The organism is Streptomyces sp. VRA16 Mangrove soil (assembly GCF_017377775.1).
Lineage (GTDB): Bacteria > Actinomycetota > Actinomycetes > Streptomycetales > Streptomycetaceae > Streptomyces.
The window spans coordinates 106,292-128,134 of record NZ_JAFVLN010000019.1; the positions used below are offsets into that span (position 1 = coordinate 106,292).

At 69.6% G+C, this 21,843-nt stretch carries 21 protein-coding genes; 8 read left to right on the forward strand and 13 right to left on the reverse strand.

Annotation, left to right across the window (positions count from 1 at the left end; all coding sequences use genetic code 11):
* Nucleotides 1-23: 23 nt before the first annotated feature.
* Together J3486_RS36680 and J3486_RS36685 are read right to left on the reverse strand one after the other, a co-directional pair.
* Entirely contained in the window at nucleotides 24-1,301 is a 1,278-nt protein-coding gene (locus J3486_RS36680) for a globin domain-containing protein (protein ID WP_207828138.1), read from the reverse strand.
* Nucleotides 1,302-1,654: 353 nt separating this feature from the next.
* Nucleotides 1,655-2,293, reverse strand: a complete 639-nt coding sequence (locus tag J3486_RS36685; protein ID WP_207828139.1) for an HAD family phosphatase — start codon at nucleotides 2,291-2,293, stop codon at nucleotides 1,655-1,657.
* A gap of 201 nt (nucleotides 2,294-2,494) precedes the next feature.
* Here J3486_RS36685 and J3486_RS36690 point away from each other — a divergent pair, with 201 nt between their 5' ends.
* The gene (locus J3486_RS36690) at nucleotides 2,495-3,361 is read left to right on the forward strand and encodes a GNAT family N-acetyltransferase (RefSeq protein ID WP_207828140.1); all 867 of its coding nucleotides are present in this window, start codon (nucleotides 2,495-2,497) and stop codon (nucleotides 3,359-3,361) included.
* A 108-nt stretch (nucleotides 3,362-3,469) separates the two neighbouring features.
* On the opposite strand, the gene J3486_RS36695 is transcribed toward J3486_RS36690, so the two are convergent.
* Nucleotides 3,470-3,892, reverse strand: coding sequence for a heme-binding protein (locus tag J3486_RS36695; protein WP_207828141.1), 423 nt, complete (start codon nucleotides 3,890-3,892; stop codon nucleotides 3,470-3,472).
* Nucleotides 3,893-3,978: 86 nt separating this feature from the next.
* Nucleotides 3,979-5,184 carry an MFS transporter gene (locus tag J3486_RS36700; RefSeq protein ID WP_207828142.1) on the reverse strand — a complete coding sequence of 402 codons (1,206 nt, stop codon included), beginning with the start codon at nucleotides 5,182-5,184 and terminating at the stop codon, nucleotides 3,979-3,981.
* Between the two features lie 145 nt (nucleotides 5,185-5,329).
* Between J3486_RS36700 and J3486_RS36705 the strand changes: the two genes are divergently transcribed.
* Together J3486_RS36705 and J3486_RS36710 are read left to right on the forward strand one after the other, a co-directional pair.
* The gene (locus J3486_RS36705; protein WP_207828143.1) at nucleotides 5,330-5,788 is read left to right on the forward strand and encodes a MarR family winged helix-turn-helix transcriptional regulator; all 459 of its coding nucleotides are present in this window, start codon (nucleotides 5,330-5,332) and stop codon (nucleotides 5,786-5,788) included.
* A 28-nt stretch (nucleotides 5,789-5,816) separates the two neighbouring features.
* A complete protein-coding gene (locus J3486_RS36710; protein WP_207828144.1) occupies nucleotides 5,817-6,269 on the forward strand; it encodes a GNAT family N-acetyltransferase in 453 nt (150 codons plus the stop codon).
* Between the two features lie 68 nt (nucleotides 6,270-6,337).
* Here the strand turns inward: J3486_RS36710 and J3486_RS36715 are convergent, their stop codons facing one another.
* Nucleotides 6,338-7,720 (reverse strand): serine hydrolase, encoded by a 1,383-nt coding sequence (locus tag J3486_RS36715; protein ID WP_207828145.1) that lies wholly within the window; start codon nucleotides 7,718-7,720, stop codon nucleotides 6,338-6,340.
* An 80-nt stretch (nucleotides 7,721-7,800) separates the two neighbouring features.
* On the opposite strand from J3486_RS36715, the gene J3486_RS36720 reads away from it, so the two are divergent.
* Nucleotides 7,801-8,751 carry a sigma-70 family RNA polymerase sigma factor gene (locus tag J3486_RS36720; protein ID WP_207828146.1) on the forward strand — a complete coding sequence of 317 codons (951 nt, stop codon included), beginning with the start codon at nucleotides 7,801-7,803 and terminating at the stop codon, nucleotides 8,749-8,751.
* On the opposite strand, the gene J3486_RS36725 is transcribed toward J3486_RS36720, so the two are convergent.
* Complete coding sequence (locus tag J3486_RS36725; protein WP_207828147.1) at nucleotides 8,711-9,049, reverse strand: cyclic-phosphate processing receiver domain-containing protein; 339 nt, start codon at nucleotides 9,047-9,049, stop codon at nucleotides 8,711-8,713. The two genes, J3486_RS36720 and J3486_RS36725, sit on opposite strands and share 41 nt — an antisense overlap.
* 43 nt (nucleotides 9,050-9,092) lie before the next feature.
* Nucleotides 9,093-10,568 (reverse strand): replicative DNA helicase, encoded by a 1,476-nt coding sequence (gene dnaB, locus J3486_RS36730; protein WP_207828148.1) that lies wholly within the window; start codon nucleotides 10,566-10,568, stop codon nucleotides 9,093-9,095.
* A 460-nt stretch (nucleotides 10,569-11,028) separates the two neighbouring features.
* Between dnaB and J3486_RS36735 the strand changes: the two genes are divergently transcribed.
* Nucleotides 11,029-12,366: an MATE family efflux transporter gene (locus tag J3486_RS36735; RefSeq protein ID WP_207828149.1), complete on the forward strand. Its 1,338-nt coding sequence runs from the start codon at nucleotides 11,029-11,031 to the stop codon at nucleotides 12,364-12,366.
* A 112-nt stretch (nucleotides 12,367-12,478) separates the two neighbouring features.
* Here the strand turns inward: J3486_RS36735 and rplI are convergent, their stop codons facing one another.
* The 4 genes from rplI to rpsF form a co-directional block, all read right to left on the reverse strand.
* The gene (gene rplI / locus J3486_RS36740) at nucleotides 12,479-12,925 is read right to left on the reverse strand and encodes a 50S ribosomal protein L9 (protein ID WP_207828150.1); all 447 of its coding nucleotides are present in this window, start codon (nucleotides 12,923-12,925) and stop codon (nucleotides 12,479-12,481) included.
* Between the two features lie 18 nt (nucleotides 12,926-12,943).
* A complete protein-coding gene (rpsR, locus tag J3486_RS36745; protein ID WP_003949403.1) occupies nucleotides 12,944-13,180 on the reverse strand; it encodes a 30S ribosomal protein S18 in 237 nt (78 codons plus the stop codon).
* 62 nt (nucleotides 13,181-13,242) lie between these two features.
* Entirely contained in the window at nucleotides 13,243-13,845 is a 603-nt protein-coding gene (locus J3486_RS36750; RefSeq protein ID WP_207828151.1) for a single-stranded DNA-binding protein, read from the reverse strand.
* 74 nt (nucleotides 13,846-13,919) lie between these two features.
* Entirely contained in the window at nucleotides 13,920-14,210 is a 291-nt protein-coding gene (gene rpsF / locus J3486_RS36755) for a 30S ribosomal protein S6 (protein ID WP_005482942.1), read from the reverse strand.
* Nucleotides 14,211-14,498: 288 nt separating this feature from the next.
* Here rpsF and J3486_RS36760 point away from each other — a divergent pair, with 288 nt between their 5' ends.
* From J3486_RS36760 to J3486_RS36770, 3 genes are all read left to right on the forward strand, one after another.
* Nucleotides 14,499-14,819 (forward strand): hypothetical protein, encoded by a 321-nt coding sequence (locus tag J3486_RS36760; RefSeq protein WP_207828152.1) that lies wholly within the window; start codon nucleotides 14,499-14,501, stop codon nucleotides 14,817-14,819.
* Between the two features lie 128 nt (nucleotides 14,820-14,947).
* Complete coding sequence (gene femX / locus J3486_RS36765; RefSeq protein ID WP_207828153.1) at nucleotides 14,948-16,069, forward strand: peptidoglycan bridge formation glycyltransferase FemX; 1,122 nt, start codon at nucleotides 14,948-14,950, stop codon at nucleotides 16,067-16,069.
* 146 nt (nucleotides 16,070-16,215) lie between these two features.
* The gene (locus tag J3486_RS36770; RefSeq protein ID WP_207828154.1) at nucleotides 16,216-17,247 is read left to right on the forward strand and encodes an alanine racemase; all 1,032 of its coding nucleotides are present in this window, start codon (nucleotides 16,216-16,218) and stop codon (nucleotides 17,245-17,247) included.
* A 98-nt stretch (nucleotides 17,248-17,345) separates the two neighbouring features.
* Here J3486_RS36770 and J3486_RS36775 read toward each other — a convergent pair whose 3' ends face one another.
* Both J3486_RS36775 and J3486_RS36780 read right to left on the reverse strand, forming a co-directional pair.
* Nucleotides 17,346-18,854, reverse strand: coding sequence for a glycosyltransferase family 87 protein (locus J3486_RS36775; RefSeq protein WP_207828155.1), 1,509 nt, complete (start codon nucleotides 18,852-18,854; stop codon nucleotides 17,346-17,348).
* Nucleotides 18,855-18,974: 120 nt separating this feature from the next.
* Nucleotides 18,975-21,722, reverse strand: a complete 2,748-nt coding sequence (locus J3486_RS36780) for a transglycosylase domain-containing protein (protein WP_207828156.1) — start codon at nucleotides 21,720-21,722, stop codon at nucleotides 18,975-18,977.
* Nucleotides 21,723-21,843: the final 121 nt, after the last annotated feature.

Here is a 21,843-nt window from a genome sequence, read left to right on the forward strand (position 1 = left end):
TGTCCGTGCTGTCCGTACGCGATTCAGTCCGCGGCCGCGACGAGCTCCTCCAGCGCGTCGTGCCGGATGCGGCTGCCCGGGATGCCGATGGAGCGCAGGGCGTCGACCCCACTGCGGATCATGCCGGGCGGGCCCGAGAGATAGGCGTCGTACTCGTTCCAGGGGCCGTACTCCCGCACCGCGTCCGGGAGCAGAAGGCGGCGCCGCTGGTCCACGACCGGCCGGACCGCGAGCCAGGGGTGGCTCCGCTGGAGGCGCAGCATCGTGTCGATGTCGTACAGGTCGTGGTCGGTGCGGGCGCCGTAGAAGACCTCGACCGGGCGCCGCTCGCCGTGCTCGGCGACGTCCTCCACCAGCGCTTTGATGGGCGCGATACCGGTGCCGCCGCCCAGGCACAGCAGCCCGCTGTCGGTGGAGTGGTCGACCGTCATGGAGCCCGCGGGCGGGCCGAGGCGCAGCACGTCGCCGGGGCGGGCCCGGTGCACCAGGGCGTTGGAGACCCAGCCGGCCGGGACCGCCTTCACGTGGAACGAGAGCAGCCCGTCGGAGCGGGGCGCCGAGGCGAACGAGTAGTGCCGCCAGATCCGCGGCCACCACGGTGTCTCCAGGGTCGTGTACTGCCCGGCCAGGAACGGGTACGGATGGTCGGTCCGTACGGTCACCACCGCGATGTCGGGGGTGCGCAGATCGTGCGCGACGACCTCGCCGAGCCACCAGGCGGGTGCCTTCAGCTCGTCCTCCGCCGCCGCGTCGATCATGATCTGGGAGATCGTCGTGTACGTACGGACCCAGGCGGCCTCCGCCTCCGCGCTCCAGGTGGCGGGGGCGTAGTGGGTCAGTGCGGTGATGAGGCACTCGCCCACGGCCGGGTAGTGCTCGGGCCGGGTGCCGTACTTGCGGTGCCCACGCCCCAGGTTCTTCAGGTACGGGACGAGGACGAGTTTGTTGTCGATGTGCTCGGCGGCGGTCAGCAGCGCCCGCAGCAGCCGGTCGCGCTGGGCGTCCATCGCGGCGGGGAAGAGCTGGCGCAGTTCCGGGTGGCGCACGAAGAGCAGCGCGTAGAAGTACGACGTGGCCTGGTCGGCGACGGGCCCGATCTCCTCCATCGTGCGCCGCACGAGAAGCGCGTCCGGGGAGGCGTTGTCGCCCAGCGCCTGCACGGGACGGGGCCCGGGTAGGTGAGCGTCGGCGGCTTCCTGCGCGGGGCCGCCGGTGTCCGGTCCCGGGGTCCCGCGCGGCAGGAACCAGCCGCTCCCGCCGTCCGGACCGGAATCGGCCGACGCAGTGGTCGGAGCGTCCATGCTGTGCCTCGCCTCGAACGTTTTCGGCTGCCAATGCGGCGCCACATTGAACACTGCATTCCGGCCCGCTACGGACAAGTAAGGCGTGAATGTGACATTGTCCGCAGTCTTCTCTCCGCAGCCTGCCACCTGATCTCAATTAGCAGAACGCATAACGGAAAATGCCGGTATTCGATCTCTCCGTACAGTTAGGCTGCGTCGGCCTGCGTGCGTCGCGGGCTCCGGCCGGGCCATGGCCCGGCCCGGTTCGGACGGAAACCGGAAGCGACCATACCGGCAGCTGCCGAGGCCACGGGCCCCTCCCCCCACCACCACCGAATACGGTGGCCCGCGCACTCCTGCAATTCGTTCAATTAACGGGCGGGCCGCACCAATTCGTACGCCTGGCGGAGATCACTGCCCCTATAGGAGTGCGTGGCGAGCCCCGCGACATGGTGATCCGCATTGACCGCGACGGATACCGGAACGGCACCGAAGAGTTCCACGTCCGACTGCGAATCGCCGTACGCAATACAGTCCTGTCGGCCCACTCCGAGCTCTTCGCAGAGGCGGTCCGCGATCTTCACTTTGGCCGCGGCGCTGAGCACCCCGGCGGGGTCGACGGGCTCGGTGAACGGAACGGCCGGGAAGCGCGATCCGTACGCCGCGTGCGCGCCCCACGCCGTCAGCCGCTCCACGAAGAAGGACGGCGACAGTGAGATGACCGCGCAGTAGTCGCCGCCCTCGCGGATCCGGGCCCAGGTCTCCCGGATCCCGCCCAGCCAGGGCGCCCCCTCGAACGCGGCCTCGACATGGGCGTCCTGCAGCCGGGACCACAGGGCGTGGATGCGCAGCGCGTACTCGGGCGGGCCGATGCGCTGCGCGCCGATCTCGGCGTCCAGCGCCAGCGCCTCGGCCTCCAGACCGAGCTGCCGGGATATCTGTACGGGCGCCGTCGTTCCGGGCAGCAGCGTCCCGTCGAGGTCGAAGAGATGAAGTCTCGGTCGCGTCATGGTCGCCGACGCTAACCTTCTGGGCCGCTCCTGGTGTCCTGTGGGCTGCGAGGAACGGTCCGCGCGCGGTGTTTCACGTGAAACGCGACACTCGCGACGCCCGGCCCGCGGGCCCCGTCCGGCGCCGACGTGGCCGAAAGCACCGGGTCACTGCGGGCAAAGTGGTGGACGGCACGGGCCAAGTCCGACAGCCTGACCTGCGTGTCGACACCTTCCCTCTCCGACCTGCCCATCCGCCGCCTCACCCGCGGCGACCTCCACGCCTGCGCCGACCTCTCGGAGGACCGTGGTTGGCCCCGCGAAGAACACAAGTGGGGTCTGCTGCTGAGTGCCGGTACCGGCTACGGCATCGACGACCCCGCAGGTGGTCTCGTCGGCGCCTGCGTGGTGACCGAATACGGGCCGGGGCGACGGCCAGAGCTCGGCGCGATCGGCATGGTCCTGGTCGCCGAACGCCATGCGCGCCAGGGGGTCGGCAGGCGCCTGATGCAGTACGTCGTCGGGCAGGCGGGGCCGACACCGCTGACGCTGCACGCGACGCCCAACGGGCGGCCGCTCTACGAGGAGCTGGGGTTCAAGGTCACCGGCCGGGCCGAGATGGTGCGCGGCCGCTTCACCGCGGACGGCCACAGCGACAGCGTCGCCACGCGCCCGGCCACCGCCGAGGACCTCTCGGCGATCCTGCGTCTGGACGCCGAGGTGTTCGGCCCGGACCGCACGCATGTCCTCACGCGGCTGCCGGCCTTCGCGGACCAGCTGCGTGTGGCGGAGAAGGGCGGCGAGCTGATCGGCTACGCGGCGGCCTGGCCCAACATGGACACGCATGTCGTCGGCCCGCTGATCGCCCGTGACACCGAGACCGCGAAGGCGCTGGTGGCCTCGCTGGCGGCGGGCACGGACCGGCCGCTGCGCACCGACATCGACGTACGCCACGAGGAGCTGCTGGCGTGGGTGAAGGAGCGTGGCCTCGAAGGGGTCGCCTTCAACGCGGTGATGACCTACGGCACCCCGGAACTGCCCGGTGACTGGACCCGCCGGTTCGCCCCGCTGACGGTCGCGGCGGGCTGAGTCGGACCGCTCCGGACACGGCACAGCCCCCGGGCGCCCGCGCGATGCGGGGCTCGGGGGCTGCTCCATGTGCGGACTGCTCCGCGTGCGGCTGTTGCCTGAGGAGGCTCAGGCGAGGGTGTCGACGGCCTCGGTGGCGAAGCCGTGGTCCTGCTCGGGCGCACCGCCACCGACCCCGACGGCGCCGATGAGACGGCCGTCGCGGTGGACCGGGAGTCCGCCGGCGATGAACAGCAGCGGCTGGTCGAGGGCGGTGGGCAGGCTGTGGAACGGCCCGTCCGGCTTGACCAGGTCGACGAGGTCGGCGGTCGGGGCGCCGAGCTGCAGCGCGGTGTACGCCTTGCGCGTGCTGGTCTCGCCGGAGATGAGGACGGCGCGGTCGTCGCGGCGGAAGGCCAGGAGGTGGCCGCCGGCGTCGAGGACGGTGACGCTGACGGGCACACCGGCCGCCTCGGCGGCGGCGCGGGCGACGGAGACGAGCTTCTCGGCGTCGTCGATGGTGAGGGGCGCGACAGCGGTGGGGGTGGTCATGAGGGGGTGCTCCTTGCGAGGTGCTGCTGGTTGGTGCGGATTGCTTCGGTGAGTGGTCAGAGGTGGCCGGGAGGCCGGGGCTGCGGTCAGTGGTGGACCGGCTCGGCCTGCCGCTGCCCGGCGCCCGCGACGACGAGGCTCGGCGCGGCCGTGCGGCGCTCCAGGACGGCCGACACGACGGCGAGGACGAGGGCGCCGGCCGCGAGGGCGGCACCGACCCAGTTGGGGGCGGTGTAGCCGAGCCCCGCGGAGATCACGATGCCGCCGAGCCAGGCGGACAGCGCGTTGCCCGCGTTGAAGGCGCCGATGTTGACCGCCGAGGCGAGCGTCGGGGCGCCGGACGCCTGGTCGAGGACCCGCTTCTGCAGCGGCGGCACGGTCGCGAAGCCGAGCGCGCCGATCAGGGCGATGGTGATCGCGGCCAGGAACTTGTTGTGCGCGGTGACCGTGAAGAGGCCGAGCACGAGGGCGAGGGCGCCCAGGGAGACGTACAGCATCGGCATCAGGGCGCGGTCGGCGAACTTGCCGCCGACGAGATTGCCGCCCACCATGCCGAGTCCGAAGAGGACGAGCAGCCAGGTCACGGAGGACTCGGCGAATCCGGCGACGTTGGTCATCATCGGAGTGATGTAGGTGATCGCCGCGAAGACACCGCCGAAGCCGAGCACGGTCATCGCCATGGCGAGCAGGACCTGCACGTTCTTGAAGGCGGCGATCTCATGCCGGAGGTGCACGCCCTCGGGCTTGGGCATGTCCGGTACGAGCTTGGCGATGCCGGCCAGACCGATGACACCGAGCGCGGCGACGATCGCGAAGGTCACGCGCCAGCCGATGTTCTGGCCGATGAGGGTGCCGAGCGGGACGCCGACGACGTTGGCCACGGTCAGGCCGGTGAACATCATGGCGATCGCTCCGGCCTTCTTCTGCGGGGCGACCAGTTCGGCGGCGACGACCGAGCCGATGCCGAAGAACGCGCCGTGGGCGAGCGAGGCGACCACACGGCCGATCAGCATGACGGCGAAGACGGGGGCCACGGCGGAGAGCAGGTTGCCGACGATGAAGAAGCCCATCAGCACCATCAGCATCCGCTTGCGGGGGATCTTGGTGCCCAGGACGGTCATCAGCGGGGCGCCGAGCATGACGCCGACGGCGTAGCCCGTCACCAGGAATCCGGCCGTCGGGATGGAGACTCCGAAGTCACCCGCGACCTGAGGGAGAAGTCCCATGATCACGAATTCCGTGGTTCCGATCCCGAAGGCCCCGATCGCGAGGGCCAGAAGCGCGAGAGGCATGGGGTTCACCTTCCCAGACTGTTGCGGATGCGCTTTACGAGACCTCACAATAATTGCAGACGCCGGTTAATTGCAAACGCGGGCAATCGCGATGCATCGACTATCCTGGTGTGCAGCCGCTCCGGGACGGAGGATTGGACGAGCCATGACCGCCACAGACCCCGCACTCACCGCCCTCTCCCAAGGGTGGTGCGCCCTCTCCCTGCTGCACGGGAGGATCGAGGCCCATATCGAGCGCGCCCTGCAGACCGGGCACGATCTGAGCGTGCGCGAGTACTCCCTGCTCGACGTGCTGAGCCGCCAGCACGACGGCGAGGGCGGCCACCTCCAGATGAAGCAGGTGGCCGACGCCGTCGTCCTCAGCCAGAGCGCCACGACCCGCCTGGTGACCCGCCTGGAGGACCGCGGTCTGCTGCAGCGCTACCTGTGCCCCACCGACCGGCGCGGCATCTACACGAATGTCTCCGAGGCCGGCCTGAAGCTCCTGGAGGAGGCCCGCCCGACCAACCAGGCCGCCCTGCGCGAGGCTCTCGACGCCGCCGCCGAGAACCCTGAGCTCGCCCCCTTGGTCAGGGCTGTCGAGGAGTTGCGCGTACCCGCCTGAGTTCCCGCCGCCCCTCTAGGCTGCCGTCATGGGAGATCTTGAAATAAGGGCGGCCACGGCCGAGGACGTACCGGCGATCGTCGCGATGCTGGCGGACGATCCGCTGGGCGCACAGCGCGAGTCGCCGGACGACCTCACTCCGTACCTCGCCGCGCAGGCCCGCCTGGCCGCCGACCCGAACCAGCACCTGGTCGTCGCCGTCCGGGACGGCCGGGTCGTCGGCACCCTTCAGCTCACCCTCGTTCCCGGGCTCTCCCGCAAGGGCTCCACCCGCTCGATCATCGAGGGCGTACGCATCCACGCCGACGAGCGCGGCAGCGGGCTCGGGACGCATCTCATGACCTGGGCCGTCGACGAATCCCGGCGCCAGGACTGCCAGTTGGTGCAGCTGACCTCGGACGCCACCCGCACCGACGCGCACCGCTTCTACGAGCGCCTCGGCTTCGTGGCGTCCCACGTGGGGTTCAAACTCCAGCTGTGAGAGGCCGTGCAAGAGCGGTGTGCGCTCGTTTCACGTGAAACGAGCGCACACCGTGTCGATCCGGCTCCCTACTGCGGGACCCCCCGCCACCCCTCCGGGTCCACCCCGCCGGGAACGGGCTCGTCCTTGCCGTACGGCTCCCGCGTGTAGACGAACGAGCCGAGGTCGAGGTGGCTCACCGAGCCGTCCGGCCGCCGAACGGCCCGGAGGATCTCCCCCATGTAGTAGCCGTCGAGCCCGGTCCAGGTGCCGTCCCCGTTCGCCCGGAACCGGGAGCGCCGACCCGCGCCGGCCACCGGCCCGAGTTCGACGCCGCCGTCGGCCGCAAGGCGCAGCGCCGCGATCTGCGTGCCCCAGTACCAGGGGCCCGTCAACTCCAGCAGGGTGGCGTCGACTTCGGGCAGCGGGCGCCACGGCTCGGGCATCCGCGGCTCGGCGTCGGCGACGATCTTCAGGAGGTCGGCGGCCAGCGTCCCGATGGCCACTCCGCTCGTGGCGTTGGCGAGGGCGACGGAGGCAAGGCCTTCCTCCTCGTCCAGCCACAGCCCGGCCACGAACCCGGGCAGCGAGCCGGTGTGCCCGGCGAGAACACGCCCGTCCCGGCGCGCCACCTGCATCCCGAGTCCGTACGAGGTCTCCCAGTCACCCGGCAGCGTCGGTGCGGCGGGCGTCCGCATCTCCCGTACGGTCTCCGCGCTCAGCACCCGGTCGTCGCCCGTCGTGAGGAAGCCCGCGAAGACGGCCAGGTCCCGGGTGGTGGACCACAGTTGACCGGCCGGTGCCATCAGGCCGAGATCCTCGCTCGGCTCCGGGAGCAGCACATCGGCGTACGGGTGCACGGCCCAGCCGCCGGCGTGCGGCATCCGCGGCTCGGCGCTCGTCCGCGTCAGGCCGAGCGGTTCGAGGATCTCCTGGCGCAGCGCCTCCTCCCAGGAGACGCCCCGCACCTTCTCGACCAGTGCGCCCAGCAGCGTGTAGCCGGGGTTGGAGTAGTGGTGGCGGCGTCCCACGGGGTGCCGGAAGGGCTGCTCTCCGAGGACGTCGTCGAGGGCCGGGCGCAGCGCGGCGGACGACCGCTCCCACCACTCGCCCGGCGTCTCGGCCGCCAGTCCGCCGGTGTGCGCGAGGAGTTCGGCGACGGTGACCTCCCCCGCGCCCGTTCCCGGAAGGTGCTTCTCCAGGGGGTCACCCAGGTCGATCAGGCCCTCGTCGCGCAGCCGCATCACCAGGACGGCGGTGAACGTCTTCGTGATCGAACCGATCCGGTACTGCACGTGCTCATCGGGTCCGTGTCCGTCCACCGAGGTGCGCGACCCCGTCCACACCAGCTCCCCGTCGCGGGCGACCGCGGCGACGAGGGAGGGGGCACGCCCCTCGCTCTGCGCGACGGCGATGCGGTGCAGGAGCGCACGGCGGGTGGTGGGCAGCAGCTCTTTCGAAGGTGTCGTCATGGGCCCAGTCCATCCTGGGCGCCGAGCCACGTCGACCCGATTTCACCGGAGGCGATCACCGTGCCCGTAGCGTGGTCGCCATGGCGGTGACCGAACGGGCCGGAGAAGACTCCCAGGACGAGCTGGCGCGGCGCTTCGAGGAGCACCGCGGACCGTTGCGCGGTGTCGCGTACCGGCTGCTCGGCTCCCTCGCGGACGCGGACGACGCGGTGCAGGAGACCTGGCTGCGGTTGAGCCGCAGCGATGCCGGCGCCATCGACAACCTGGCCGCCTGGCTGCGCACGGTCGTCTCCCGGATCTGCCTCGACATGCTGCGCTCGCGCACCTCGCGCCGTGAGGACTTCGTCGGGCACCTGCCCGAGGAGGTCTGGGACGAGGAGCGTACGGGCGCCGGCCCGGAGAGCGAGGCCGTGCTGGTCGACGCCGTGGGCCGCGCCCTGCTCGTCGTCCTGGACTCGCTGAGCCCCGCGGAGCGCGTCGCCTTCGTCCTGCACGACCTGTTCGCGGTGCCCTTCGCCGAGATCGCCCCCGTCGTGGGACGCACCCCTGTCACCACGAAGAAGCTCGCGAGCCGCGCCCGCCATCGCGTCCAGGGCACGAGCACGCTCCCCGCTCCCGAGCTGGACCGGCAGCGCCAGGTGGTCGACGCCTTCCGCGCCGCGGCCCGCGACGGCGACCTGAACGCGCTCCTCGCGGTCCTCGCCCCCGACGTCGTACGTCATGCCGACCCGCTCACCCTGGCGCCGGGCGCGTCGGCCCGGGCCCGCGGCGCCGACGAGGTGGCCCGCGAGACGGTCGTACTGCGCCGCAACGCCCGGTTCGCGGCCACGGCCCTCATCGACGGCCGTCCCGGCCTCGTGGTCGCCCCGCGCGGCCGCCTGCTGCTGGCCCTGGCCGTCACGGTCGAGGCCGACCGGGTGTCCGCCTACGAGGTGATCGCGGATCCGGCCCGCTTGTCGGAACTGGAGATCTCGCTGGTCCCGGGCTCGCTCAGGCCGTCGTCCGGCGCACCCGGTAGCCCCAGCGCGTGAGGGACCGGACGACGGTCTCGGCGCCGATGGGGTTGGCACTGTGCACGAAGACCGTCCCGATGCGGAACGGCCGGCCGTCGAAGGCGGCCTCCTCCAGCAGCGTCACCACCGGCATGATGCTGTCGTCGCCGCCGAGATCGTGATCGAGCCAGAGTTCGTCGACGTAGCTGTCTCGGTGCTCCTCCAGGAGCCGGACGCCGTCGGCGCTGGTGCGGGCGATCCGTGTGACATGCGGCAGCGGCCGCAGGTCGTCGATGCCGAGAAGGACGGGCGGCGCCGCGTCCTGGTCCTGTGTCACACGGCCATCATCGCAACGCGACGGCCGCCGACACGGCGCGGAATCAGGTCTGCGCCATGTCCACGAACCGCGAGTAGTGACCCTGGAAGGCCACGGTGATCGTGGCCGTCGGGCCGTTACGGTGCTTGCCGACGATGATGTCGGCCTCGCCCGCGCGCGGCGACTCCTTCTCGTACGCGTCCTCGCGGTGCAGCAGGATGACCATGTCGGCGTCCTGCTCGATGGAGCCGGACTCACGCAGGTCGGACACCATCGGCTTCTTGTCCGTGCGCTGCTCGGGACCACGGTTCAGCTGCGACAGCGCGATCACCGGGACCTCCAGCTCCTTGGCCAGCAGCTTGAGGTTTCGGGACATGTCCGAGACCTCCTGCTGACGGCTCTCGGAACGCTTGGAGCCACCGGCCTGCATCAGCTGCAGATAGTCGATGATCACGAGCCGGATGTCGTTGCGCTGCTTGAGACGGCGGCACTTGGCGCGGATCTCCATCATCGACAGGTTCGGGGAGTCGTCGATGTAGAGCGGCGCGGCCGAGACCTCGGGCATCCGGCGTGCGAGCCGCGTCCAGTCCTCGTCGGTCATCGTGCCGGAGCGCATGTGGTGCAGAGCCACCCGCGCCTCGGCCGACAGCAGACGCATCGCGATCTCGTTGCGCCCCATTTCGAGGGAGAAGATGACGCTGGGCAGGTTGTTCTTGATGGACGCCGCGCGCGCGAAGTCCAGCGCGAGCGTGGACTTACCCATGGCGGGACGGGCCGCGATGACGATCATCTGGCCCGGGTGCAGGCCGTTGGTCAGCGAGTCGAAGTCGGTGAAGCCGGTCGGCACGCCGGTCATCTCGCCGCTGCGCGAGCCGATCGCCTCGATCTCGTCGAGGGCGCCCTCCATGATGTCGCCGAGCGGGAGGTAGTCCTCGCTGGTGCGCTGCTCGGTGACCGCGTAGATCTCGGCCTGCGCCTTGTTGACGATCTCGTCGACGTCGTCGTCGGCCGCGTAGCCCATCTGCGTGATCCGCGTGCCGGCCTCGACGAGACGGCGCAGCACCGCCCGCTCGTGGACGATCTCCGCGTAGTACTCGGCGTTCGCCGCCGTCGGGACCGTCTGGACGAGGGTGTGCAGATACGATGCGCCGCCGACCTTGTTGATCTCGCCACGCTTGGTCAGCTCCGCGGCGATGGTGATCGGGTCGGCCGGCTCGCCCTTGGCGTAGACGTCGAGGATCGCCTGGAAGATCGTTTCGTGGGCGGGCTTGTAGAAGTCGGCGCCCTTGAGGACCTCGACGACGTCGGCGATCGCGTCCTTGGACAGCAGCATGCCGCCGAGCACGGACTGCTCGGCGTCCAGATCCTGCGGCGGTACCCGCTCGAACGTGGCGGGACCGTCGTCCCAGCCGCCGTCGTCCCGGCCCCGCTCGTGCTGATCACCCTGTCGCCCGCCGCCTCGGCGCGGCCGGGAAGGGGGCAGACGATCACTCGGACCGCTGTCGGCCCAGGGGTCGTCCAACGGCTCGGAGATACTCACCGGGCCACCTCCTCCCGTCCGCCGAGCGGACCTCGCCGTGCCCTACATTCCTACGGCACGACACTGACAAAACAGGGGGCCCGATTCCGGTTCTGACGCGTCGGATTTGTGAGGTTTCCGAGGTCGAAAGGCACAGCGGGCGCCGCACCACCGTAGGCGCGTCGGCACCGTCAGCCAATCTGGTTATCCACAGGCGCTGTGGAAGACGGGCCTCTCTCTGTGGAGAACCGGGGAAAACCTGTGCACGACCCGGTGGACAGCCCTGTGAACAAGCCCTCAGGCGTTCTTACACACATACCCTGACCTGCACTTTTGCCGTCCACCGGCTGTGCAGAAGAAAAACTTCCCCAGTCGGACCAAGATCGTCACGAACACCGTTTCGCCCCGTCCGCACACCCACCCAAAGTAAGGGTCTCAATGCGATTGCATCTCTTACCTGTGGAAGATTAGATTGGTGCTCATGACACAGGCCCCCGTGACGCCCAAGGCCACCCGCCGCCGGCACGACCGAGAGATCGTCGCCCTCGCCGTTCCCGCCTTCGGCGCACTCGTCGCGGAGCCCCTTTTCCTGATGGCCGACAGCGCCATCGTCGGTCATCTCGGCACTGCCCAACTGGCAGGGCTCGCCGTCGCCTCGGCCCTCCTGACGACCGCGGTCAGCGTCTTCGTCTTCCTTGCCTACGCCACCACGGCCGCCGTCGCCCGCCGGGTCGGCGCGGGAGACACCCGGGCCGCGATCCAGCAGGGCATGGACGGCATCTGGCTCGCACTGCTGCTGGGCGCCGCGGTCGTCGCGGTCGTGCTGCCCACCGCCCCCGCCCTGGTCAGCCTGTTCGGTGCCTCGGACACCGCGGCCCCGTACGCGACCACGTATCTGCGCATCTCCGCGCTCGGCATCCCCGCGATGCTCGTGGTCCTGGCCGCCACCGGTGTGCTGCGCGGTCTGCAGAACACCAGGACCCCGCTGTACGTGGCCGTCGCCGGTTTCATCGCCAACGGTGTGCTCAACGCCGGGCTGGTCTACGGTGCCGGGCTCGGCATCGCCGGTTCCGCCTGGGGCACCGTCATCGCCCAGCTCGGCATGGCCGCGGTCTACCTGGTCGTGGTCGTGCGCGGGGCCCGTCGCCACGGCGCCTCGCTGCGCCCCGACGCCGCGGGCATACGTGCCTGCGCCCAGGCGGGCACCCCGCTCCTGGTCCGCACCCTCGCACTCCGCGCGGTCCTGATGATCGCCACCGCCGTGGCCGCCCGTCTCGGCGACGCGGACGTGGCCGCCCACCAGATCGTGCTGTCCCTGTGGAGTCTGCTCGCCTTCGCGCTCGACGCCATCGCCATCGCGGGGCAGGCGATCATCGGTCGCTATCTCGGCGCCGACGACGCCGACGGGGCCCGGGACGTCTGCCGCCGCATGGTGCAGTGGGGCATCGCGACCGGAGTGGTCCTCGGCCTTCTCGTCGTCGTCACCCGCCCGCTGTTCGTCCCGCTCTTCACGAGCGACCCGGTCGTGCAGGACGCGGCCCTGCCCGCCCTCGTCGTCGTGGCGCTCTCCCAGCCCATCTGCGGCATCGTCTTCGTCCTCGACGGTGTCCTCATGGGGGCAGGCGACGGCCCCTATCTGGCCTGGGCCATGTTGATCACCCTGGCGGTCTTCACGCCGGTGGCGCTCCTGGTCCCGGCCCTGGGCGGGGGACTCACCGCGCTGTGGGGAGCGATGACGCTGATGATGGCCGTACGGATGGCGACGCTCTGGGTTCGCTACCGCTCCGGCCGCTGGGCGGTCACCGGCGCCACGCGCTGACCGAAGCGCACCGTTTCACGTGAAACGGGAAACAGAACGCGTGACAAGCGTGTGGGGCCGCACCCCGGAGGGTGCGGCCCCACATTCGCTTCAGCGCTGCTCAGGGCAGTGCTCAGGCAGCGACGACCTCGACGTTGACCTTGGCGGCAACCTCGGGGTGCAGACGCACGGTCGCCTCGTGGGCGCCCAGCGTCTTGATCGGCGCGCCCAGCTCGACGCGGCGCTTGTCGACCTTCGGGCCACCGGCGGTCTCGATCGCCGAAGCGACGTCGGCCTGGGTGACGGAACCGAAGAGACGACCGGCGTCGCCGGAGCGAACGGCCAGACGGACCTTGACGCCCTCGAGCTTGGCCTTGACCTCGTTGGCCTGCTCGATCGTCGCGATCTCGTGGATCTTGCGGGCGCGGCGGATCTGCGCCACGTCCTGCTCGCCACCCTTGGTCCAGCGGATGGCAAAGCCACGCGGGACCAGGTAGTTGCGGGCGTACCCGTCCTTGACGTCGACGACGTCACCGGCGGTGCCGAGGCCAGAGACCTCGTGGGTCAGGATGATCTTCATTTTTCGGTCACCCTTCCCTTATCGCGCGGTGGACGTGTAGGGCAGCAGCGCCATCTCACGGCTGTTCTTGACGGCCGTGGCGACGTCACGCTGGTGCTGCGTGCAGTTGCCGGTCACGCGGCGGGCACGGATCTTGCCGCGGTCGGAAATGAACTTCCGCAGCATGTTCGTGTCCTTGTAGTCCACGTACGTGACCTTGTCCTTGCAGAACGCGCAGACCTTCTTCTTAGGCTTGCGCACAGGCGGCTTCGCCATGGTGTTTCTCCTGTGTGATCAAGAAGTTTGGGGTGCGAGCCCGTCCCTGAAGGGAGTGCTCCCTAGAAGGGGGGCTCGTCCGAGTAGCCGCCGCCGGAGCCGCCGGAGCTTCCGCCCCAGCCGCCACCGCCGCCGCCCTGCTGGCCGCCGCCGGCCGGCGCACCGGTCGCCCAGGGGTCGTCGGCGGGAGCACCGCCGCCACCCTGCTGCTGACCGCCGCCGGAGCCACCGCTCCAGCCGCCGCCCTGCTGGCCGCCACCGCCACCGCCGTAGCCGCCCTGGCCACCACTGCGGCCGCCGCCAGAGGTCTTGGTGACCTTGGCCGTGGCGCTGCGGAGGCTGGCGCCGACTTCCTCGACGTCCAGCTCGTAGACCGTGCGCTTGACGCCCTCACGGTCCTCGTAGGACCGCTGCTTCAGCCGGCCCTGCACGATGACGCGCATGCCTCGCTGGAGCGACTCCGCGACGTTCTCCGCCGCCTGACGCCAGACCGAGCAGGTCAGGAACAGGCTCTCGCCGTCCTTCCACTCATTGGTCTGCCGGTCGAAGGTGCGGGGAGTGGACGCGACACGGAACTTCGCGACCGCCGCACCGGAGGGGGTGAAGCGCAGCTCGGGGTCGTCGACAAGATTGCCGACGACCGTGATGACGGTCTCGCCTGCCATGGGGTACCTCTCGGCGGGTTTGCTGCGGACTGCTTGCTGCTACTCGAAACCCGAGTACCGCTGAACTAGGAAGTTCAGTGGGTCTCGGGACGGAGGACCTTGGTCCGGAGGACCGACTCGTTCAGGTTCATCTGGCGGTCGAGCTCCTTGACGACCGCAGGCTCGGCCTGCAGGTCGATGACCGAGTAGATGCCCTCGGGCTTCTTCTTGATCTCGTACGAGAGACGACGACGGCCCCAGGTGTCGACCTTCTCGACCTTTCCGTTGCCCTCACGGACGACGGAGAGGAAGTTCTCGATCAGGGGGGCGACAGCGCGCTCCTCCAGATCGGGGTCGAGGATGACCATCACCTCGTAGTGACGCATGTGGAACCCACCTCCTTTGGACTCAGCGGCCACGGTCGTTCCGTGGCAGGAGGGTTGTTATGCGTGAGCAACGGTATCCGCCGCCACTGACAATCCGGCCTCCGGAGGAGAACCGTGCAGATCAGTGGGTATGCATCCCTCGTCGGGATGTGGGCAGACACCAATGCAGACGGTACAGACTACCTGCACCTCGGCTTCCGGTTGAAATCCGACAGTGGACGGCCTCAATCTGGACACATCGGGTGTGTATGGCGCTACGATGCGCCGCCTTCCGCAGGAGGTGCCCTCATGGCACAGGCAATGCGACCGAACAGCACGACCGCCGGCTCTCTCTTGGCCACCGACGGGAAGTCCCATCCGCTCCCCGACACCCTGCTCGCGGTGACCGCGGTGCTCGGGGCGGTGGCGATCATCTCCTCGATCTGGCCCGGCCTTCATCTCCTCAGCTCCTGGACCGGCCTCGTCGGGATCCTCACGGGGGCGTACGGACAGTTCGTCTCGGAGACGACCCGTGAACGATTCGGCCTGATCCTGGGCCTGGGAGCGTCGGCGGTCGGCTTCTTCATCGGCATGGCTCACGGAGGCCTGTTCGGCGGGGTCATCGGCTGAGGCCGGGGGCCCGCGAAGGCTTACCTTCCATACGGCCAGTCGGGGCGCTCACGGGGCGCAGTAGGCTTCGGCGCGAGAGCCGGAGCCCCTGTACCCATGGGGACACACCAGCCCGAGGAGCGCCCCGAATGAGCCTGACCCTGAGGACCATCAGCCGAGAGCAGCATCTGGCGTACATCCAGAGCCTGCCGTCGGCGAGCCACATGCAGGTCCCCGCATGGGCAGATGTGAAGGCGGAGTGGCGCTCCGAGAGCCTGGGCTGGTTCGACGACAAGACCGGCGAGATGGTCGGCGCGGGCCTCGTCCTGTACCGCCAGCTGCCCAAGATCAAGCGCTATCTCGCGTACCTCCCCGAGGGCCCGGTGATCAACTGGTACGCCCCGAACCTGGAGGAGTGGCTGCGCCCGATGCTGGCGCACCTCAAGCAGCAGGGCGCCTTCTCCGTGAAGATGGGCCCGCCGGTCATCATCCGCCGCTGGGACGCCCCCTCCATCAAGGCCGGCATCCAGAACCCCGATGTGAAGCGACTGCGCGACATCGAGGCGGACTTCATCGAGCCGCGCGCCTTCGAGGTGGCCGACAAGCTGCGCCGCATGGGCTGGCAGCAGGGCGAGGACGGCGGCGCCGGCTTCGGCGACGTCCAGCCGCGCTACGTCTTCCAGGTGCCGCTCGCCAACCGCTCCCTGGAAGAGGTCCACAAGAACTTCAACCAGCTGTGGCGCCGCAACATCAAGAAGGCCGAGAAGGCCGGTGTCGAGGTCGTCCAGGGCGGTTACCAGGACCTCGCCGAGTGGCAGCGCCTGTACGAGATCACGGCGGTCCGCGACCACTTCCGGCCGCGTCCGCTCTCGTACTTCCAGCGCATGTGGACAGCCCTCAACTCCGAGGACCCCAACCGGATGCGGCTCTACTTCGCGCGCCACAACGGAGTGAACCTCTCCGCCGCGACGATGCTCGTCGTCGGCGGGCACGTCTGGTACTCCTACGGCGCCTCCGACAACATCGGCCGCGAGGTCCGGCCGTCGAACGCGATGCAGTGGCGGATGCTCCGCGACTCGTACGCGCTCGGTGCCACCGTCTACGACCTGCGCGGCATCTCCGACTCGCTGGACGAGACCGATCACCTCTTCGGCCTGATCCAGTTCAAGGTCGGCACCGGCGGCCAGGCGGCCGAGTACCTCGGCGAGTGGGACTTCCCGCTGAACAAGCTGCTGCACAAGGCGCTCGACATCTACATGTCGCGGCGCTGACCGCAGGCCGGAACCGGCCCCTCGAACGGGCCGTTCCGGTGCTTACCGCTCCGCTTGCTCGGCGGACCCGGCACAATTCACGTAGCTTCAAGAATTCTTCATACCTCTGCTCCACCGCAGCCACGAGAAAGGTTCCGGGACCGGCCATGGCGCTCACGCTCTACGTCGACACCGCGCGCTGGCGGGCACACCACAAGCACGTATTCGAGCAGTTCCCGGGGCTCGTCCCCGTCTGCAAGGGCAACGGCTACGGCTTCGGCCACGAACGGCTGGCGGAGGAGGCCACGCGCCTCGGCTCCGACATCCTCGCCGTCGGGACCACGTACGAAGCCGCCCGGATCAAGGACTGGTTCAGCGGTGACCTGCTGGTCCTGACTCCGTTCCGGCGCGGCGAAGAACCGGTTCCGCTGCCCGATCGCGTCATCCGCTCCGTCTCCTCCGTGGACGGGGTGCACGGCCTGGTCGGCGCCCGCGTCGTCGTCGAGGTCATGTCCTCGATGAAGCGCCACGGCGTGACCGAGCAGGACCTGCCGCAGCTCGCCCACGCCATCCAGGACGTGCGTCTGGAGGGCTTCGCGATCCACCTGCCGCTGGACCGCACCGACGGCTCGGACGCCGTCGAGGAGGTCATCGGCTGGATGGACCGACTGCGTGCGGCCCGCCTCCCGCTGCACACCATGTTCGTCAGCCACCTCAAGGCCGAGGAACTGGCGCGGCTGCAGCAGCAGTTCCCGCAGACCCGCTTCCGCGCGCGCATCGGTACGCGGCTGTGGCTGGGCGACCACGAGGCGACCGAGTACCGCGGTGCCGTCCTGGACGTCACGCGCGTCGCCAAGGGCGACCGCTTCGGCTACCGGCAGCAGAAGACGGCCTCCGACGGCTGGCTGGTGGTCGTGGCGGGCGGTACGTCGCACGGTGTGGGCCTGGAGGCCCCGAAGGCGCTGCACGGCGTCATGCCGCGCGCCAAGGGCGTCGCCCGCGCCGGTCTGGCGACGGTGAACCGCAACCTCGCCCCGTTCGTCTGGGCGGGCAAGCAGCGCTGGTTCGCCGAGCCGCCGCACATGCAGGTGTCGATCCTGTTCGTGCCGTCGGACGCGCCCGAGCCGAAGGTCGGCGAGGAGCTGGTGGCCCATCTGCGGCACACCACCACCCAGTTCGACCGCATCGTGGACCGCTGAGGTCGCGGACCGCTGAGGCGGTCTTTCACACCCTGTACGGACAAGGCGGGCCGGGCACCTTTTCGGTGCCCGGCCCGCCTTGCCTCGTCCACGTTCGCTCAGAGTGAACCGCCGGGCTCCTTGCCCCAGTCCACCGCCGGCGGCTGCTCCCAGTCATGGGCGGCGTGCCGCGGGGGATGGGCGGCGTACCCGAGGACGAAGACGTCCGTCGCGCCGTCCAGTACGCCGCCGGACGGATCGTCGTCCCCGGTGCGCCGCACCACGTCCCGCTCGGGCAGCCAGATGTCCCGCACGATGACGGCGCACAGGTACAGCGTGCCCACCAGATGCACGGCGATGGCCAGTTGGTAGCCCGCGGTCGGCAGGCCCTGGTGCTTGTCGCCGCTGGTCGTGTAGGCGAGGTAGAGCCAGATCCCCAGGAAGTACGCGACCTCGCACGCCTGCCAGATCAGGAAGTCCCGCCACTTGGGCCGGGCGAGGGCGGCGAGCGGGATCAGCCAGAGCACGTACTGCGGCGAGTAGACCTTGTTGGTGAGGATGAACGCGGCGATCACCAGGAAGACGAGCTGCGCGAAGCGCGGCCGGCGCGGGGCGGTGAGTGTCAGGGCCGCGACGCCCAGGCAGGCCAGCACCATCAGCGCCGTGGCCAGGGTGTTGACCACGTGCGTGTCGAGCGGTGAGTCCATGTGCTGGGAGATGATCAGCCAGAAGGAGCCGAAGTCGACCCCGCGCTCCTGGCTGAACCGGTAGAACTTCGACCAGCCCTCGGGCGCCAGGATCATCACCGGCAGGTTCACGACGAGCCACGAGACGACCGCACCGGCCGTCGCCACCCAGAACTCCCGCCACTTGCCCGCCCGCCAGCACAGCACCAGCAGCGGACCGAGCAGCAGGAAGGGATAGAGCTTCGCCGCCGTCGCGAGCCCCAGCAGCACGCCGAAGGCGAGCGCACGGCCCCGTGACCACATGAGCATCGCAGCGGCCGTGAGAGCCACGGCGAAGAGATCCCAGTTGATGGTGGAGGTCAGGGCGAACGCGGGCGCCAGAGCGACCAGGAGGCCGTCCCAGGGGCGCCTGCGGTGCGTCCTGGTCACACAGACGGCGATGATCGCGGCGCAGATCATCAGCATCCCGGCGTTGACCATCCAGTACACCTGCTCCTGGTGCTGGATGGAGCCGCCGCCGGGCGTCAGCCACGCGGCGACCTCCATGAACACACCGGTGAGCACCGGGTACTCGAGATAGTCCATGTCGCCGGAGAGCTTGTCGAAGTACGGCACGAGCCCGTCGGCGAAACCGCGTCCCTGGTAGAGGTGCGGGATGTCCGAGTAGCACGCGTGCGTGTACTGGGAGCTGGCCCCGAAGAACCAGGCGCCGTCGTAGCAGGGGAACTTCTGCACCATGCCGAGCGCGAACATGCCGATCATGACGAGCGCGATGACACGTACAGGGGTCCACCAGGAGGAGCCGAGCAGCGCTCGCCGCCCGATGGGTCCACCGATGAACTCGCTGCCGGCCGCGGCGACCTCGTCCTCTCTGGTCGGTCGTACCGGATCCGGCTGCTGCGGGTTCACGCGCGTCGTCTCTGCACTGGGCATGCCGCACATCCTGCCGTACGAGGCTGAGAACGGGGCGAGGGCCGCCGCACCCGATCGGTGCGACGGCCCTCGACCGCCGTGGGCCACGCAGCGTTTCACGTGAAACACGCTGCGTGGTCGTGGAGCGGGCTAGCCGGTTCCTCCGAAGAGGCCTCCGTTTCCATTGCCTCGGGAGTTCCCGTTGGCCGTGGACTCGGTGGGCGAGGGCGACGACGACGTTCCGCCGTCCGTCGTGCCACCGTTCGTACCGCCCGTGGCGCCGCCGGTGCTGCAGTTCCAGTCCCACTTGCTGCACGACTGCGTGGTCGACGGCGAGGGGCCCGTCGACGACTGGCTCGGGGTCGGGGACGCCGTGGGGGACGAGGACGGCGAGCTGCTCACGGTCGGCGTCGGCGTCGGGCTCGGGGTCGCACCGACCACCTTGCCGATGGACTCCGGCGTCTCGAAGGACTCGTAGGGCTGGCCGGACATCGCCTTGGCCATGTAGTCGTGCCAGATCTGGGCCGGGAACGAGGCGCCGTGGATCTTCTCCTGGCCACCCGTTCCGTACATCTCGAGGAACTTCCGGTTCTTGGAGTTCTCGTTGTCGTCCATCCGGTACATCGTGATCGCGGTGGACAGCTGCTTGGTGTAGCCCACGAACCAGGCGGACTTGTTGCCGTCGGTGGTACCGGTCTTGCCGGCCACGTCGCGGCCCGGCAGCTTCGCCGCCGTACCGGTGCCCTTGTCGACGACGGTCTTGAGGACATCGGTGACGTTGTCCGCGACCTTCGGGTCGAAGGCCCGCTTCGGCTTCGATTCGTGCCGGTAGATCGTGTCGCCCTTGAGGTCGACGGACGACACCGAGAACGGGTCGTTCTGCTGACCGCTGGTCGCGAAGGTGGCGTAGGCACCGGCCATCCGGATCGCGCTCGGGTCGGAGGTGCCGAGGGAGAAGGACGGGTAGTTGGCGCTGGCGAAGCTGTTCTCCAGGAGACCCGCGCTCAGGGCGGACTCCTTCACCTTGTCCAGGCCGACATCCATGCCCAGCTGCACATAGGCGGAGTTCACGGACTCCCGCATCGCCTCACGCAGGTCGATCTGGTAGCTCGGGGGGTTGTAGGAAGCGCCACCGTCGTTGGTCTGCAGCCACTCCTTGCCCTCCTTGTCCGTCCAGACCGTGCCGTCGTAGTTCTTGATCTTCAGCTTGTTCTTGCCGCTGTAGAGACTCTTCGGCGAGACGATGGTGCGCGCGCTCTCGGGCTGGTCGCTGCTCTGGTCCGGGTCCTTCACGCCGTACTTGAAGGCGGCCGCCAGCACGAACGGCTTGAAGGTCGAGCCGACCTGGGCGCCCGTCACGTCGGCGTTGTTGGTGAAGTGCTTCGTCGCGTCGGCGCCGCCGTAGATGGCCTCGATCGCTCCGGTCTTGGGGTTCACCGAGGCCCCGCCGAACTGGACGTACTTGTCCTTGTCCCGCTGGTCCGGCTTGATGCTCTCCTTGCGGACCTTCTTCACGGCGGCCTCGAGCTCGTTCACCTTCTTCCTGTCGAAGGTGGTGTGGATCTCGTAGCCGCCCTTCTGCAGGTCGTCGGCGCTGATGTTCCCGTTGCTGTTGTTGATGACGTACGCCTTGGCCAGGTCGACGAGATAGCCGATCTGGCCACCCAGCTGGGCGTTGGAGCGCGGGCTCTGCAGGTGGGGGAACCCGGCCTTCAGGTACTTGTCACGGTCCGTCGCGGACAGACGGCCGTCCTTCACCTCTTCACCGAGGATCCAGGCCCACCGCTCCTTGGCCCGCTTCGTGTTCTTCTCCCTGGTCGCGTTGACCGGGTCGATCTCCGGCGCTCCCGCGGGGTCGAAGTACGTCGCGCCCTTGAGGACGGAGGCGAGGAAGGCGGTCTGGCTCGGGCTCAGGTCGGACGCGTTCTTGTCGAAGTAGGTGCGCGCCGCGGCCTGGATTCCGTAGGCGCCTCGTCCGTAGTACGCGGTGTTGAGGTAGCCGGCCATGATCGTCTCCTTGTTGACCGTCTGGCCGACCTTTATGGAGACGAACAGTTCCTTGAGCTTTCGGGAGACCGTCTGGGACTGGTCGTCCAGCATCGCGTTCTTCACGTACTGCTGGGTGATCGTCGACCCGCCCTGTGTCTCACCGCCCTTGGCCATGTTGAACACGGCGCGGGCGATGCCCATGGGGTCGACGCCCTTGTCGCTCTCGAACGTCTTGTTCTCCGCCGACATGACGGCGTAGCGCATCGACTTCGGGATGTCCGCGTAGTTGATGATCTGCCGGTTGGTCTCACCACCGGTCGCGACCATCTGGGTCCCGTCCGCCCAGTAGTAGACGTTGTTCTGGGCCTTGGCGGTGTCGGCCATCTGGGGCACGCCCACCATCGCGTAGGCGATACCCGCCGCGACCATCAGGCTGCCGAAGAACCCGACGCCCATGCCCGTCACCAGTCGCCACGACGGGACCCAGCGACGCCACCCGTCCTTGTAGGCGCGCGGGTAGTCGATGAACCTCTTCTTCTCCGGTCGGCCGGAGCCGCGGCCCCTGCCGCGCCCGGGACCGTTCGGCCCACCGGAGCCACCGCCGCCGCGACGGCCGCCACCACCGGCTCCACCGCGGCCTGCGCCGCCGTCAGGGCCTCTGCGCCTTCCTCCGGTACTGCCACTGCGCTGGGCCGCACGGCGCGCTTCCGCGCGACCGCCCCATGGGCGGTCCTCGCCCTCACTCCCGTGCGAACCCGATGAACTCGGGGCGCCGTAGGAAGCGGACGGCGAACCGGAGGCGCCACGCGGTGCCGCGCGGCGGCCCGACGGTGTTCCGGACGCTCCGCGACGGGCCGCGGCGCGCCCGCCGCCCTGCGGCTGCGGCGGTTTGCGACGATGCTCGCTCATCGAACGACTACTCCTCGGGCAGGCGCGGCCTCGCGCGCCTGGAAACGGCGGCTGGTTTCCGGTCCCCCCCGAAGTACGAACGAGCACCCTCCCGCGCTCACCCGTACTACACCGGGGACGA